Source organism: Kushneria sp. EE4 (assembly GCF_977968315.1).
This window is the reverse complement of record NZ_OZ386212.1, coordinates 1,347,018-1,361,512: the sequence shown is the minus strand read 5'-3', so window position 1 is coordinate 1,361,512 and position 14,495 is coordinate 1,347,018. Positions and strand designations below refer to the sequence as shown.

The 14,495-nt window shown below is 61.3% G+C and carries 14 protein-coding genes; 13 read left to right on the top strand and 1 reads right to left on the bottom strand.

What is annotated here, in order from left to right:
* Nucleotides 1-33 precede the first annotated feature (33 nt).
* The 10 genes from fabF (at nucleotide 34) to ACXMYO_RS06240 (ending at nucleotide 9,743) form a co-directional block, all read left to right on the top strand.
* Nucleotides 34-1,272 (top strand): beta-ketoacyl-ACP synthase II, encoded by a 1,239-nt coding sequence (fabF, locus tag ACXMYO_RS06285; protein ID WP_438767528.1) that lies wholly within the window; start codon nucleotides 34-36, stop codon nucleotides 1,270-1,272.
* Between the two features lie 10 nt (nucleotides 1,273-1,282).
* The gene (gene pabC, locus ACXMYO_RS06280) at nucleotides 1,283-2,116 is read left to right on the top strand and encodes an aminodeoxychorismate lyase (RefSeq protein ID WP_457808141.1); all 834 of its coding nucleotides are present in this window, start codon (nucleotides 1,283-1,285) and stop codon (nucleotides 2,114-2,116) included.
* Between the two features lie 14 nt (nucleotides 2,117-2,130).
* Entirely contained in the window at nucleotides 2,131-3,132 is a 1,002-nt protein-coding gene (gene mltG, locus ACXMYO_RS06275; protein WP_438767524.1) for an endolytic transglycosylase MltG, read from the top strand.
* An 8-nt stretch (nucleotides 3,133-3,140) separates the two neighbouring features.
* Nucleotides 3,141-3,782, top strand: a complete 642-nt coding sequence (gene tmk, locus ACXMYO_RS06270) for a dTMP kinase (RefSeq protein WP_438767521.1) — start codon at nucleotides 3,141-3,143, stop codon at nucleotides 3,780-3,782.
* The gene (locus tag ACXMYO_RS06265; RefSeq protein WP_457808140.1) at nucleotides 3,773-4,756 is read left to right on the top strand and encodes a DNA polymerase III subunit delta'; all 984 of its coding nucleotides are present in this window, start codon (nucleotides 3,773-3,775) and stop codon (nucleotides 4,754-4,756) included. Before tmk ends, ACXMYO_RS06265 begins: the two co-directional genes overlap by 10 nt.
* A gap of 67 nt (nucleotides 4,757-4,823) precedes the next feature.
* A complete protein-coding gene (locus tag ACXMYO_RS06260; protein WP_457808139.1) occupies nucleotides 4,824-5,120 on the top strand; it encodes a PilZ domain-containing protein in 297 nt (98 codons plus the stop codon).
* A 147-nt stretch (nucleotides 5,121-5,267) separates the two neighbouring features.
* Nucleotides 5,268-6,125 (top strand): TatD family hydrolase, encoded by an 858-nt coding sequence (locus ACXMYO_RS06255; protein ID WP_457808138.1) that lies wholly within the window; start codon nucleotides 5,268-5,270, stop codon nucleotides 6,123-6,125.
* Nucleotides 6,126-6,135: 10 nt separating this feature from the next.
* Nucleotides 6,136-6,705 carry a DUF1285 domain-containing protein gene (locus ACXMYO_RS06250; RefSeq protein WP_457808137.1) on the top strand — a complete coding sequence of 190 codons (570 nt, stop codon included), beginning with the start codon at nucleotides 6,136-6,138 and terminating at the stop codon, nucleotides 6,703-6,705.
* On the top strand, nucleotides 6,702-8,882 hold the full coding sequence (locus tag ACXMYO_RS06245) for an ATP-dependent helicase (protein ID WP_457808136.1): 2,181 nt from the start codon (nucleotides 6,702-6,704) through the stop codon (nucleotides 8,880-8,882). Before ACXMYO_RS06250 ends, ACXMYO_RS06245 begins: the two co-directional genes overlap by 4 nt.
* A 15-nt stretch (nucleotides 8,883-8,897) precedes the next feature.
* Nucleotides 8,898-9,743: a sulfurtransferase gene (locus tag ACXMYO_RS06240; RefSeq protein WP_457808135.1), complete on the top strand. Its 846-nt coding sequence runs from the start codon at nucleotides 8,898-8,900 to the stop codon at nucleotides 9,741-9,743.
* Nucleotides 9,744-9,818: 75 nt separating this feature from the next.
* Here ACXMYO_RS06240 and ACXMYO_RS06235 read toward each other — a convergent pair whose 3' ends face one another.
* Complete coding sequence (locus ACXMYO_RS06235) at nucleotides 9,819-11,450, bottom strand: electron transfer flavoprotein-ubiquinone oxidoreductase (RefSeq protein ID WP_457808134.1); 1,632 nt, start codon at nucleotides 11,448-11,450, stop codon at nucleotides 9,819-9,821.
* Nucleotides 11,451-11,783: 333 nt separating this feature from the next.
* Here ACXMYO_RS06235 and ACXMYO_RS06230 point away from each other — a divergent pair, with 333 nt between their 5' ends.
* The 3 genes from ACXMYO_RS06230 to ACXMYO_RS06220 all read left to right on the top strand — a co-directional run bounded on the left by ACXMYO_RS06230 (nucleotide 11,784) and on the right by ACXMYO_RS06220 (nucleotide 14,486).
* The gene (locus ACXMYO_RS06230) at nucleotides 11,784-12,533 is read left to right on the top strand and encodes an electron transfer flavoprotein subunit beta/FixA family protein (RefSeq protein ID WP_457808133.1); all 750 of its coding nucleotides are present in this window, start codon (nucleotides 11,784-11,786) and stop codon (nucleotides 12,531-12,533) included.
* Entirely contained in the window at nucleotides 12,533-13,468 is a 936-nt protein-coding gene (locus tag ACXMYO_RS06225) for an electron transfer flavoprotein subunit alpha/FixB family protein (RefSeq protein ID WP_457808132.1), read from the top strand. The genes ACXMYO_RS06230 and ACXMYO_RS06225 overlap by 1 nt, the downstream gene beginning before the upstream one ends.
* Before the next feature lie 268 nt (nucleotides 13,469-13,736).
* Entirely contained in the window at nucleotides 13,737-14,486 is a 750-nt protein-coding gene (locus ACXMYO_RS06220; protein WP_457808131.1) for a DUF3450 domain-containing protein, read from the top strand.
* The last annotated feature ends 9 nt before the right edge of the window (nucleotides 14,487-14,495 follow it).

Sequence of the window (14,495 nt, the reverse complement as noted above, 5' to 3'; positions counted from 1 at the left end):
GCGCACTTATCTGTCTTTTTTGGAGGAAAAACGATGCCTCGCAGAAGGGTCGTGGTGACCGGCATCGGTCTGGTAACACCGGTAGGTAATACGACTGATGCCACCTGGGATAGTATCAAGGCCGGCAAAAGCGGTATCGGATCGATCGAGCACTTTGATGCCAGTGGTTTGAATACGCGTTTCAGCGGCGCTGTAAAGGGATTTGATCCGGCCCCCTGGTTCAATCCCAAGGATGCCAAGAAGATGGATCTTTTCATCCAGTATGGCATTGCAGCTTCCGTACAGGCCGTTCAGAACTCGGGGATTACCTGTAGCGAAGAAAACGCGCATCGCATCGGGGTTGCCATCGGTTCGGGCATCGGTGGATTGCCGATGATCGAAACCAATCACCAGTCGCTGTTGAAGTCGGGTGCTCGCCGCATTTCTCCCTTTTTTGTTCCCGGCTCGATCATCAACATGATCGCCGGGAACCTGGCCATCCAGTTTGGCTTTCGTGGTCCCAACATTGCCATTACGACGGCCTGTACGTCCGGAACACATAACATTGGCTATGGGGCTCGCACGATTGCATATGGCGATGCCGATGTCATGGTGTGTGGCGGTGCCGAAATGGCCAGCACACCGTTGGGTGTCGGCGGATTTTCCGCGGCACGCGCGCTTTCAACCCGTAACGATGACCCGCAGGCAGCCAGTCGCCCGTGGGATCGCGATCGTGACGGGTTTGTACTCTCCGATGGTGCCGGGATACTGGTGCTGGAAGAGTATGAACACGCCAGAGCACGCGGTGCCGATATCCTGGCGGAATGTGCCGGGTTCGGCATGAGCGACGATGCCTGGCACATGACAGCGCCACCCAGCGATGGCGCAGGCGCTGCCCTTGCCATGAGCAATGCCATTCGCGATGCCGGGCTTGATCCTTCAAGCATTGACTACATCAATGCCCATGGTACTTCCACAATGGTGGGTGACGTGGCCGAAAGCCTTGCCATCGAGAAGGTGTTGGGTGCGTCTGCTCGTGATGTTGCCATTAGTTCGACCAAGTCGATGATCGGTCACCTGCTGGGTGCCGCCGGCGCGGTTGAAGCGGCGTTTTCCATTCTTGCACTGCGCGATCAGGTCGCACCGCCGACCATCAATCTGGATAACCCCGATGAGCAGTGCCGTCTGGATTATGTGCCGCATACCGCACGCGAAATGAAAATCGAGCATGCGCTGTCGAACTCATTCGGTTTTGGCGGTACCAACGGCTCGCTGGTGTTTTCGCGAATCTAATGGCGTCAACATGACGGACAGGGATGAAAGCGAGTCAACCGTGCCCCTGACGGATCGCGGACTGGCCTACGGTGACGGTCTGTTTGAAACCGTGCTGGTCCGAGAGGGCGTTCCAATGCTCTGGAACGAGCACTGCGAGCGTTTGGCGCAGGGGGCGCATCGACTGGGCTTTGAGGCCCCTTCGCGGCAGTGGCTTGATACGCTGGCTGCACGTGCGCCGGACGGTGACCATGTGCTCAAGATCATGCTCACACGCGGTAGTGGCGGGCGCGGTTATCGTCCACCAGTGCCGTCCGAGCCGCGTTGCCGCTGGCAGTTCATGCCCTTTACACCCCTTGTCGATCGCTGGAATACGGGGGTGAATGTTCGGCTCTGCCGTCTACGGCTTGCGCGTCAGCCTGCGCTGGCCGGTATCAAGCATCTCAACCGGCTGGAAAACGTGCTGGCACGTCAGGAGTGGCACGACGAGGCCATCGCCGAAGGCATTTTGCTCAACGACCGTGATCATCCCATTGAAGCCACTGCCATGAACCTGGCCTGGTTTGATCAGGGCCGATGGTGGACGCCTGCACTAAACGAATGTGGCGTGGAAGGAACGCTGCGTCGCGCGCTGGTCGAAAGCGGTCATTTGACGGTTGTAGAGCACGCGCCGCTTTCCCGGCTGCTGGCGTCGCAGAGTACCTGTCTTTTTAATTCGGTGCAGGGACTGTGGCCGGTCGTGACGTGTCACGATTCGGACAGCCAGCATGCGCTCGCGCAGTGGGGTATCGATGCATCGGTACGTCGTCTCCAGCATAAGGCGCACACTCTGCTGGGCCATCCCACCACTTTCCCAACTTCCTGATCAGGGTTTCATGCATGCGATGGTTAAAGGGTGTACTTCTGGCACTGATCATCATGGCGGCTGCCGTTGGTGGCGGCTGGCTCTGGTGGCAGCACAAGCTGGACACACCGATTGCCCTGCAATCTTCTGAAATCTACGAGGTGCGCCCCGGTATGGGGGCCAGACAGATCATCGACGAGCTGCACGAGCGCGGCATTATTGACGAGCGCTGGCCCTACAAACTGCTTGGCGTGGTTGATCCCGCGCGTTTGAGGGCGCTGCGTGCCGGCGAGTTCGAGCTGTTGCCCGACATGAATGCGCATGCGTTGCTGGGCAAGCTTTCCAGCAACGATGTCGTTCGACATCGATTGACCATTCCGGAAGGGCGTACCTTCGCCCAGATGCGCCAGATCCTGAATCAGGCCGAGCCGCTTGTGCACGACACCCGGGACATGAGCGATGAAGAAATCATGGCCGCGCTTGGTGAAACAGGAGAGTTTCCCGAAGGCTGGTTCTTTCCGGACACCTATCAGTGGCACAAGGGCACCACCGACATTGAACTGTTTCAGCGCGCCCATGACAGAATGGTCAATACCCTTGACGAGATCTGGGCCGATCGTCAGCCGGATCTTCCGATCGATAGCCCCTACGAGGCGCTGATTCTGGCCTCGTTGATCGAAAAGGAAACCGGTGCGCCTGCCGAGCGTACCCGTATTGCCGGCGTGTTCGTTCGCCGTCTGGAAAAGGGAATGCGCCTTCAAACGGATCCGACCGTGATCTACGGGCTGGGGCAGGCTTATAGCGGCTCGTTGACGCGTGCGGATCTGACCCGATCCACTCGGTGGAACACCTACGTCATCAGCGGGCTGCCGCCAACCCCCATTGCCATGCCCGGGCGCGCCTCCCTTGAGGCTGCCGTCAACCCGGCAGAAGGTGACGAGCTCTACTTTGTCTCCAAAGGCAACGGCGAACATCAGTTTTCCGCCACGCTCGAAGAACATAATGCGGCGGTGCGTCGCTATATTCTCAACCGTTGAGAGACGTCATGATTCAGCCAGGCCGTTTTATTACTCTGGAAGGAGGAGAGGGTGCCGGAAAAAGCACCAACCTCTCCTTCGTTCGTGACTATCTCCAGAATCGGGGCATCCGCGTTGTTACCACACGCGAGCCCGGCGGCACGCCCATGGCAGAGCGCATTCGGGCGCTGCTGCTCGCCGGTGACGAGCAGGACCCGCTCGACGATCTGACAGAACTGCTGCTGGTATTTGCTGCGCGCGCCCAGCATCTATCCCGGGTCATCCGCCCTGCACTTGCCCGGGGAGAGTGGGTCATCAGTGACCGCTTTACCGATGCCACCTTTGCCTATCAGGGCAGTGCCCGTGGTATCGACGGCGATCGCATTGCCTCACTCGAGCAGTTCGTCCAGCAGGGGCTGACACCGGATATCACCCTCTGGCTGGATATGCCGGTCGAGCATGCCGCCGACCGCCTGGCCGCACGGGGCGGGGAGCGCGACCGCTTTGAACGCGAGCGCGGCGATTTCTTTGAGCGGGTGCGCCAGGGGTATCGAATGCGTGCCGAACAGGCCCCCGAGCGCATTGCCGCTGTCGATGCCGCGCAGCCGCTTGAGCAGGTGCAGCGCGATATTGCCATGTTGCTGGATCAACAGCTCAACTCATGGAACTGACGCCCTGGCCCTGGCAAACAGGCATCTGGCAGCGCCTCACAGCGCTGGCGGATGAATCCCGTCTGCCTCATGCGCTCATGCTGACCGGCCCTTCGGGGCTGGGAAAGGAGCGTCTGGCGCAGGCATTGATCGCCCGGCAGCTCTGTCAGACACCCCGGGACAGCGCCTGTGGCAAATGCCACGCCTGCCAGATGCTGATGTCGGGATACCATCCTGATCTTCTCGAGATTCTGCCTGCCGAACGGGGCAAACAGATTCGTATCGATGCCATTCGCGACATCAACGCCTTTGCGTCACAGACGGCGCAGCAGGGGGGGTATCGCGTGATTCATCTGGCGCCGGCCGAGTCGATGACCGTAGCCGCCTCCAACGCACTGCTGAAAAGTCTGGAAGAGCCGGGCAACAACACGCTGTTTGTCCTGCAAAGCGATATTCCCTCCCGCACGCTGCCGACCATTCGCAGCCGCTGTCAGCAGTGGTCGCATCCTCAGCCTGCGCGTGATGAGGCGCTTGCCTGGCTGACCGAGGCGCTTGATGATCGGGAGCAGGCCGAATTCTGGTGGCAGGTCGCCGGTGGCCGCCCACTTCTGGCACGTGATCTGGCCGCCCCCGAGGCCCGGCAGTTGCGTCAGGAGCTGCGCGAGCTTTTTGAGTCGCTGGTGCGCGGCGGGGACCCGGTCGCAGAAGCCGCACGGCTGGACAAACAGGCGCTGGCCGACATCCTTTGGCATGGCGTGCTCTGGCTCGAGGATCTGATTCGTCTCGGCGTGTCCGGCGATATGGACAGCGTCCGTAATCGTGACCTTCTGCCGCTTTACCAGCAGGCCATCAAGAACGCACGCGTGCGTGACTGGTTTCGACTGCTCGATTACGCCCATGAGCAGCGGCGTCTGCTGGCTGGAGGCGGTAATCCCAATGCCCAGCTGGTCATCGAATCCTGGCTGATTCGCTGGTCGGCGCTTTTGCGCTCCTGAGACGCTGCGCAACTTTTGCCGCCGGCGGCCGATAACAGGTCCATTATTTTCCCGGTGGGAGGTTCTCATGAGTGGGCGAGCACTGTCTTTTACGTTTAACGATACCAACGCACTCAAGGCAGCATGGATGCCGATTCTTGAGCGCGGCGGTCTGTTTGTCCCTACGACGGTGCGTCATCATCTGGGTCAACGGGTCTACCTGCTGCTGACGCTGCCTGATGAACACGACGCGCGTCCGGCATCGGGAATCGTTGCCTGGCTGTCGCCTTCAGGAGGCGCTGGCCAGCGCAGTGGCGGTGTTGGCGTTCATCTTGATGCCGAAGAGCATGCCCTGCGTGAACACATCGAGTCACTGCTGGCCTGAACGGACCGACCATCATTGCTTAAGATCGATGAGAATATTATACCGTTATCTTTCTGTTTGAGCTCATCGAAAATATATCTTTCGCCCCCTAAAAGTCAGTGATCTGCGATAATACCCGGTCTGTATATCTACAACCGGGTAAGTTTAATGAGCCAGTCAGCCGAACAATTGTCATGGCCTTCGGTACTGATCGATTCCCACTGTCATCTTGATCGCCTTGAGCCTGCAAGCGGCGAAGTGGACGCAGTTCTTGCGCGCGCTCGCGAGGCCGGTGTGCGCGGCTTTCTGGCGGTCGCCACTAATCTGGAAGGCATGCCGTCACTGGCAGAGATCGGGCGTCGCCATGATGATGTCTTTTACGGTGTCGGTATTCACCCGATGCAGATTCTTGAGAGCGAACCCACGTTTGAAGAGATCAAGGACTGCATCGAGCGATTCGAACCGGTCGCTGTCGGCGAAATCGGTCTGGATTTTCAGACAGACGAGCAGGGGGCGCTTCGTGTTCCGAGAGAGACTCAGCTGACCCGCTTTGAGCGTCATTTGCGCGCTGCCCGTGAGGCCGAGCTGCCGGTCAGTGTTCATACGCGCGCTGCGCGTGAAGAAACGCTTGAGATGATCGAGCAGCATCTTGACCCGAACGTTGGCGGGGTACTGCACTGTTTCACCGAAGATCTCGATATGGCGCGTCGGGCCGTGGCCCAAGGTTTCATGATTTCGCTGTCCGGTATCGTCACCTTTGCCAGTGCTGAGAACGTGCGCGCGCTGGCCCGGGCGCTGCCGCTTGATCGGCTGCTGCTGGAAACCGACAGCCCCTGGCTGTCGCCGGTGCCCTACAGAGGGCGCCCCAACGAGCCGGCGCGTGTATTGGAGGTGGCCCGTGTCATTGCCAATGAGCGCAACATCAGTCTGGATGAAGTGGCCATGCAGACCACGGCCAACTTCCACCGTCTGTTCCGTTGGGCCACGCCCATCCACGATGATGCCGCACGATTTGCAACTGCCTGAGGAGTCTGCCATGTCACTGGAAAGGCTGCTGACGGTTCAAACGGATGATCAGCCCCTGCCACTGGAAAGCTGGCATCCGACCCTGTCGGGTGAGCTGGACATACGGGTGGATCGACAGGGCGTCTGGTGGCACGAGGGCGCGGCGGTCGAACATCCACGCGTACTGCGAACCCTGTCGCGCCTGCTGCGCCGCGAGTCGGACGGGCATCACTATCTGGTCACGCCGGTCGAAAAGTGGCGAATCCGTGTCGAAGACTGTCCGCTTTTGATCGTGGACGCTGCCTGTCAGGCGCTGGCCGATGGCAATCCGTGCTGGATTCTGACCACCCAGACCGGAGAGCACGCGACATTGAACGGTGACTGTCATCTGGTCCTCGACGAGGCCACCGACATTCCGCGGGTCAGCCTGCGTCACGGTCTTTCGGCGCGGCTGTCACGCCAGTGCTGGTACTATCTCGTCGAGCAGGCCGAGTGTCTTGAAGACGCTCAGGGCCACCTGCACATGGGCATTTATAGTCAGGGGCACTGGCACGCTCTGGGGGCGCCAATGGATGCCGGCGATCTTCAAACGCCATCATGACGCTGACCGAACAACAGCAGGCCGTGGTTCATCATGGCAACGGCCATGCACGGGTGTTTGCCGTGGCCGGTGCCGGCAAGACATCAACCATGGTGGCCCGGGTGCTTCATCTCATGGCGGTGGGGACATCGCCTGATCGGATTCTGGTTTTGATGTTCAATCGCGCCGCGCGCGAGGATTTTGCGGCGCGCCTTCGCAGGCTGGCCCCTTCCGGCAGCCGACTGCCGCAGGTACGTACCTTTCACTCCATCGGCCATCGGCTGGGGCAGAGCCTGATGCGCTGGGGCGCTCTGCCGCCGCGTCGGTTGATCGAAGGGGAGTGGCAGCGAGAGCGTCTGGCCCGTCAGGTACTGCAACAGCTGCTGGCTGATGAGCCTGCCCAGCTGGCGCTGTCACTGGAAGAAGAGCGTATCGAGGCGCTGCTGCAGTTCTGTGATCTGGTCAAATCGGAATGCCTGCCACCTGCCAGACTCCACGAGCAGGGCGACTACGGCGCGGATACCGAGCACTTTGTGCCGGCCTTTCTGGAGATGGAACGCCAGATGCATGACCAGGGCGTCATGACCTATGCCGATCTGCTCTATCGACCCCTGCGCGCGCTGATTCGTGACGACGTCTCGCGCGAGCGCATTCAGGGCCGTCTTGATCACATCATTGTCGATGAGTATCAGGACATTAACGAGGTGCAGCTGCGTCTTCTATCGATGCTGGCGGGCAACAGCGCCAGCGTCATGGCTGTAGGAGATGCCAATCAGTGCATCTATGAGTGGCGCGGCGCGCGCCCGGATGCCATGAATGCCCGCTTTGGCGAACTTTTCGGCACACCGACCGACTATCCCTTGAGCTGGACCTTTCGTCACGGCCACGCCGTCTCCCTGATGGCCAACCATGTCATTCGCGCCAATAAGGGCGCTGCCGATCAGCTCACGCTGTCGGCGCCGGACAACCCGGCAACACAGGTCGAGTGCGACAGCGACAATGCGCGGCTGGTGCGCCTGCTGCAGGAGTGGCAGGAACAGGGGCGCGATCTGAAGGAGTGCGCGGTACTGGTGCGCAGCTGGTCACTCAGCGTGCCCGTACAGCTGCGGCTGCTGCGGGAAAACATTCCCTTTCAGCTGGGGCAGCAGGACCGTTTCGTGTTTCGATTGCCGCTGGTCCGGGCGCTGGCCGGCTATTTGGAACTGACCCGACGTCCGGCGCTTTTAAGTGACAGTGAGCATCTTTTGATGCTTTACAGCCAGCCCAGTGCCTTTGTCAGCCAGGAGCGGCTGGGGCCGCTGACGGCAGAGCTTGCACGCACCGGCCGCTGGCCCGAGCAGCACATTGTGCTGGATGGCCTGAAGCCCTTTCAGCGGCGACATCTCAAAAAGCGCTGGGCACTGTTGCAGAAGCTGCCTTCCATGCGCGATCAGGCGCCGGCCGATGTGCTCTCGCATGTGGTCGACACGCTGGAGGCCGAAAAGCTTCTGCGCCGTGCCGCTGCCCGGCGTGACAAGGGCGAGGAGGACATTCGCCTTCTGGATGTTCTGATTGAACAGGCCGGGGAGCTGGCCGATGACCCGGAGGCCTTCATTGCGCTGCTCAAAAATCCCGTCATCAATCAGGAGCAGGGCGTGCTGCTCTCGACCATTCACGGCGCCAAGGGGCTCGAGTGGCCGATGGTCGTGCTGGCGGGGCTCAACGAGGAGGATTTTCCGCTTTATTCCAGAGAGAATCCGCTCACGCCCCGAGCGCTGGAAGAAGAACGACGGCTTTTTTACGTCGGCATTACCCGGGCGCGTGAGCGGCTGCTGCTGCTGCCGGACCCGGCGCCCCACCGCGCCAGTCGATTTATCGAGGAAGCCGCCTGGGAAGACAGCCTCAAAACCACCCGTGCCATAGCGGACGAGCACGATGCCGCCCCCGGTGTACGCGACCCGTCGCTGGTCAACCGCTATCTTGACGGTATCGGCATGGAGGCCTCGTTTCGCGCCAGTACCGGAGGCAGGGCGCCGGCGGTGCTGTCCCGGTTTGATGACTGGCAGCCCGGTGAGCAGGTGCGTCACGCCGTATTTGGTGAGGGGCGCATCGAGCTGGTTGAAGGCGAGCGCGAGCGCTGTGTGCTGGAAGTCATGTTTCATCGGGCCGGCCGTCGCCGACTTATTGCTTCACGCGCGCCGATCGAGCGCGTCAGTTAAATCCAGGGAGTTTCCATGACCACTGCACTGACAGACGTCACAACACTTCTGATGTGGCAGCGCGACAGCACACCGCTGGTGATTCTTGACTGTCGGGCGCGCCTGGATGACCCCCAGGCGGCTTCACGGCTCTATCAGCAGGGCCATCTGCCCGGCGCATTGCTGGCCGACATGGATCAGGCTCTTTCCGCGCCGCCGGGCGGGGCCAGGGGCGGGCGCCACCCGCTGCCGGCACCTGAAACCTGGCAAAAGACCCTGCAGGGCTGGGGCATCACGCCCGACACCCGAGTGGTCGTCTATGACGATCTGGGCGGACAGCTGGCCGCGGCGCGTGCCTGGTGGATGCTGCACTGGGCCGGTCACGACAACGTGTTCGTCCTCAACGGCGGCATTCAGGTGTGGCAGGCCGTCGGCGGGGCGCTGGAGCACGATACTCCCGAGTCGCCAGCCTCCAGCGACTGGCAGTGTGATTTCCAGCACCAGATGGTGGCCAGTGCCGATGATGTGGCCGAAGGCGATGCCCTGCTGCTGGACGCCAGGCCGCCGGTGCGCTATCGCGGCGAGAGCGAGCCGATCGATCAGGCGGCCGGCCACATTCCCGGCGCTGTCAACGTACCGGGCGCCTCGCTGCTGGATGACAACAACTGCCTGACTGAAAGCGAGGCGCTGGAGCAGCTGATACCGGCCACCGGCCAGTCCAGCATCGCCTACTGTGGCTCCGGCATTTCCGCTTGCATGATCGTTCTGGCCCACGCGGCACTGGGTCAGCCACTGCCACGACTCTATCCGGGCTCGTGGAGCGAGTGGAGCCGCGACCCCGCTCGGCCTGTTGCGACCGATACCAGCGCGCCGACAGTCTGATCAAGGGCTGCAAAACATGAAAGGGCCCCGATGTGTTCCGACATCGGGGCCCTTTTTACGTGATTGCTCGTGTGACTACATGTTGGGGTAGCCCGGGCCGTTACCGCCTTCCGGGGTGACCCAGCGGATGTTCTGGGAAGGGTCCTTGATATCGCAGGTCTTGCAGTGGATGCAGTTCTGGAAGTTGATCTGGAAGCGCGGCGCGCCCTCGCTGTCCTCGATAACCTCGTAAACGCCAACCGGGCAGTAGCGCTGGGCGGGTTCAGCGTAGCGGGGCAGGTTGACGCTGATGGGGATGCTGGCATCGCGTAGCGTCAGATGACAGGGCTGATCCTCTTCGTGATGGGTGTTGGAGAGATACACCGAAGAGGGCTTGTCAAAGGAGAGCACGCCATCGGGCCGCGGATAGTCGATTTTCTCGGCGTCTTCGGCCGTTTTCAGGCGCGCATGATCGGCGACGTTGTCATGCAGCACGGGCAGCGGCAGGCGCAGTTTCTGCTCCAGAAAGTTCCACGCCCCGCCCATGACCATGCCAAAGCGATGCATGGCCGGGCCGAAGTTGCGATTCCGGGCAAGCGCCTCATGCGCCCAGCTGCTTTCGAATCGCGCTTTAAACCCGGTCAGCGTGCTGCCGCCTTCATCGCCGCCGGCAAGCGCCTCCACCACGCTTTCGGCGGCCAGCATGCCGGACTTCATGCCCATGTGAAGTCCCTTGATACGCGAAAAATCCAGCGTGCCGGCATCGCAGCCGATTAAAAGGCCGCCGGGGAAGGTCATTTCCGGCAGGCTGTTGAGACCGCCCTTGGTAATGGCGCGGGCGCCAAAGGCGATACGGGTGCCGCCTTCGAGATGGCGTGCAACCTCGGGATGATGCTTCATGCGCTGAAACTCATCGAAAGGGGAGAGCCAGGGATTGTCGTAGGCCAGATCAACGATCAGCCCGACCATGACCTGGCGGTCGCTGCCGTGATACAAAAAGCTGCCGCCGTGCGCCTCGGAAGACAGTGGCCAGCCGGCGGTGTGCACCACCAGGCCCGGTTCGTGCTGCTCGGCGGGGACTTCCCAGAGCTCCTTGAAACCGATGGCGTAGTGCTGCTCATCGCGTCCGGCGGCCAGGTTGTAATGCCGGATCAGTTCCTGACCCAGATGGCCGCGAGCGCCTTCGGCAAAGAGGGTATAGCGCCCGTAAAGGGCAATGCCCGGTTCATGCGCGGGTTTGGGGTTGCCGTTGTGATCCAGCCCCATGTCGCCGGTAATGACGCCAGTGATCTCTCCGCGCTCGCCAAACATCAGCGATTGAGCGGCAAAGCCCGGAAAGATATCAACGCCCAGGGCTTCAGCCTGCTCGGCCAGCCAGCGACACAGATCGCCGGCGCTGATCAGGTAGCTGCCCTCATTGAGCATGGAGGGCGGCACCAGCGCATCGGGAAAGCGCACGAAACGCTCGCTGTCGCGCAGATACAGAATTTCGTCACGCTGTGCCGGCGTATGCAGCGGCGCGTCGCGGTCTTTCCAGTCGGGAAAGAGTTCATCAAGCGCGCGCGGATCAAAGGCGGCGCCCGACAGGATGTGGGCGCCGACCTCGGCGCCCTTTTCCAGCACGCAGACGCTGAGCTCATGCGCCTGCTCCCGGGCAGTCTGCATCAGGCGGCAGGCCGCAGACAGTCCGGCGACGCCGGCACCTACAATAACCACATCAAATGACATGGACTCTCTGTCCATTGCGCAACTCCTTGTGCGTGATTCATTCCCCCATCCTGATGACGTCTGGCGTGTTACACTAACGCTTTTGGATAGCAATGATTCTCAGCCGCTTCTGGAAGCGGCGTCAGGGGATTCAAAGATGCCTGATTATCGCATCAAGTCACGCCCCGGCCCAATTCGAACCCCTTTTTCAGGATCGATTTGTTGCTCCGGGGCGGCCCCATCCCCATGTAGACTGACAGTCAACGGTCAAAACCCGCCCCGCCAGGCTTTATCCGCGGCTTTCGGGGCGGCCATGCTCACGAATTTCGAGATATCCGACACCACGAGGAAGGCATGAAAGTACTCGTCGCCATCAAGCGCGTGATCGATCACAACGTCAGGGTACGCGTCAGGGAAGACCACAGCGATGTGGACCTGACGCACGCCAAAATGGCCATGAACCCGTTTTGTGAAATCGCGCTCGAAGAAGCCGTTCGCCTGAAAGAGCAGGGCATTGCCGATGAGGTAGTGGCCGTTTCCATCGGTGACAAGAGTGTGCAGGAGCAGCTGCGTACGGCCATGGCGCTGGGCGCGGACCGTGCCCTGCACGTGAGCTGTGATACCCCGGTCGACTCTTTGGGGGCGGCCCGGGTGCTGGCAGAGGTGGTCAAGCGTGAAAGCCCCGGACTGGTACTGCTGGGCAAGCAGTCGATCGACAGCGACAGCAGCCAGACCGGCCCCATGCTGGCCGCCCTGACGCAGATGCCGCAGGCCACCTTCGCCTCGAAAATCGTCATCGACGGCGAGCGTCTGGAAGTGACCCGCGAAATCGATGGCGGGCTGGAAACGCTTTCCATGTCGCTGCCGGCGGTGGTCACCACGGATCTGCGCCTCAACGAGCCGCGCTATGCCAAGCTGCCGGCCATCATGAAGGCCAAGAAGCGACCCATCGAAAGTCTGGAAGTGGACACGCTGGGCATCGATGTGACCCCTCGTCAGGCGCTGCTGCGGGTCGATATCCCGAGAGAGCGTCAGGCCGGGGTACGCGTGGATACCGTGGATGAATTGATTGATCGACTCAAAAACGAAGCGAAGGTGATCTGATGAGCGATACACGTATTCTGGTCATCGCCGAACAGGAAAAGGGCCATCTTTCCAGCGCAACGGCCCGGGTCATGGACGCCGCCGGAAAGCTGGGCGGCAGCGTCGATGTGCTGGTAACGGGCAGTCGGGCCGGCGAAGCGGCACAGCAGGCCGCTCGACTGATCGGCGTGACCGGTGTCATCAGCGTTGAGGACAGCGCCTTTGATCACATGCTGGCGGAAAATATCGGGGCGCTGGTGGTCTCGCTGACCGAGCCCTACACGCACCTTCTGTGCGCCTCGACCACCAGCGGGCGCAACGTCATGCCGCGCGTGGCCGCGCTTCTGGGCATTGGACAGATCTCCGATGTCATCGCGATCGAAGCCGTTGATACCTTTGTGCGTCCCATTTATGCCGGCAGCGTGCTGGCCACGGTCCGCAGTCTGGATGACAAAAAGGCCATCACCATTCGCCCGACGGCCTTTGAGCCGGTCGGCGAGCAAAACGCCGCGGACGTTTCCAGTGCTGACAGCACCGGCGATCAGGGGCTGGTCACGTTTGTCGACGAGCAGCTGGCCGGCGGCGAGCGCCCGGAGCTTGGCGGGGCTCGCGTGATCATCTCCGGTGGACGAGGGCTTGGCAGCGCCGAGAACTTCCGGCTGATCGAGGGCGTGGCCGATCGTCTGGGCGCCGCGGTGGGCGCCTCGCGCGCGGCCGTGGATGCCGGCTACGTGCCCAACGACCTTCAGGTCGGTCAGACCGGCAAGATGGTGGCGCCGGAGCTCTATATCGCCGCCGGCATTTCCGGTGCGGTACAGCACCTTGCCGGCATGAAGGACTCAAAGGTGATCGTGGCGATCAACTCCGATGAAGAGGCGCCGATCTTTCAGGTGGCCGACTACGGACTGGTCGCCGATCTGTTTCAGGCACTGCCGGAGCTTGAACGCAAGCTTTGATCCGTGGTCTGAAAGGTGTCATGAGCCGGCTGCTTGCCGGCTTTTTTGTGTCAAACGGGCCATTTAAGGTGAAAGCCGCCCTGGCGTGGCGATGTTAGCGATGATCATTTGATAATTGTTCTTGTTTCTATTAAGTTGCTTTGGGTATCCGACATCACGCGCTCGGATTGCCCCCACTTTTACCGTACGCCTCTTCCTGGAGAACCATGTGAGGACCCACCGTCGTAATTGTTGCCTCAGAGGCGCTGCCTTTTCCCTATTGACGATCATGGCATTACCGACGCTGGCAGAGGCGTCGTCACTTCGTGATGAAACCGCTCAGCAGCAACAGCAGCAGCAGGCCATTCAGACCCGTATCGATCAGGCCGATGACGAAACGCGCGAGCTTTTGACGCGTCTTCGCGATGCGCAGTCATCGGCGCAGCGCCTTGAGCGCTACAACGACCGACTCGCCTCGACGCTTGATGAGCAGCAGCAGCGCATCGACCGGCAGCAGCACGCGCTGGAAACGCTGGGTGAGACTCGCGAGGCGCTGCCCGACACGATGCAGGACATGCTTGATCGCCTCAGGGCGCTGGTCGAGGCCGATATTCCCTTTCGCCATGACGAGCGCATCGCCCGTCTGGACGGTATCGAAAGCGCGTTGGCCGACCCTTCGATGACCGAAGAAAAGCGCATGGAGCAGCTGCTCTCCGTCTGGCGTACCGAACTGGATTACGGCAGCAGCATGGACAGCTGGCGGGGTCAGCTAACGCAGGACAACCATCAAAGCGACGTTCAGTTTCTGCGCATGGGGCGCATCGGTTTCTACTACCTGACACCGGACGGCGAGCAGGGCGGGGTCTGGAAAAACGATGACCGTCAGTGGCATTCACTGGACAGCGCCCAGCGCACCGCGGTCAGCCGCGGCATCCGCATTGCCAACGATCAGCGTGCACCGGAGCTGCTGTCGCTGCCGCTGTCCATCGAACTGGACGATGCGCCCTCCGAGGCCGCGTCACAGGGGGCATCACAATGAAGGTGGTAA

Bases quoted from the DNA above. Each gene is read 5' to 3' on its own strand.
- fabF (WP_438767528.1), top strand. From the start codon at position 34: ATGCCTCGCAGAAGGGTCGTGGTGACCGGCATCGGTCTGGTAACACCG.
- ACXMYO_RS06265 (WP_457808140.1), top strand. From the start codon at position 3,773: ATGGAACTGACGCCCTGGCCCTGGCAAACAGGCATCTGGCAGCGCCTC.
- mltG (WP_438767524.1), top strand. From the start codon at position 2,131: ATGCGATGGTTAAAGGGTGTACTTCTGGCACTGATCATCATGGCGGCT.
- ACXMYO_RS06240 (WP_457808135.1), top strand. From the start codon at position 8,898: ATGACCACTGCACTGACAGACGTCACAACACTTCTGATGTGGCAGCGC.
- ACXMYO_RS06235 (WP_457808134.1), bottom strand. From the start codon at position 11,450: ATGTCATTTGATGTGGTTATTGTAGGTGCCGGCGTCGCCGGACTGTCT.
- ACXMYO_RS06250 (WP_457808137.1), top strand. From the start codon at position 6,136: ATGTCACTGGAAAGGCTGCTGACGGTTCAAACGGATGATCAGCCCCTG.
- ACXMYO_RS06225 (WP_457808132.1), top strand. From the start codon at position 12,533: ATGAGCGATACACGTATTCTGGTCATCGCCGAACAGGAAAAGGGCCAT.
- ACXMYO_RS06255 (WP_457808138.1), top strand. From the start codon at position 5,268: ATGAGCCAGTCAGCCGAACAATTGTCATGGCCTTCGGTACTGATCGAT.
- ACXMYO_RS06220 (WP_457808131.1), top strand. From the start codon at position 13,737: ATGGCATTACCGACGCTGGCAGAGGCGTCGTCACTTCGTGATGAAACC.
- pabC (WP_457808141.1), top strand. From the start codon at position 1,283: ATGACGGACAGGGATGAAAGCGAGTCAACCGTGCCCCTGACGGATCGC.
- ACXMYO_RS06230 (WP_457808133.1), top strand. From the start codon at position 11,784: ATGAAAGTACTCGTCGCCATCAAGCGCGTGATCGATCACAACGTCAGG.
- ACXMYO_RS06260 (WP_457808139.1), top strand. From the start codon at position 4,824: ATGAGTGGGCGAGCACTGTCTTTTACGTTTAACGATACCAACGCACTC.
- tmk (WP_438767521.1), top strand. From the start codon at position 3,141: ATGATTCAGCCAGGCCGTTTTATTACTCTGGAAGGAGGAGAGGGTGCC.
- ACXMYO_RS06245 (WP_457808136.1), top strand. From the start codon at position 6,702: ATGACGCTGACCGAACAACAGCAGGCCGTGGTTCATCATGGCAACGGC.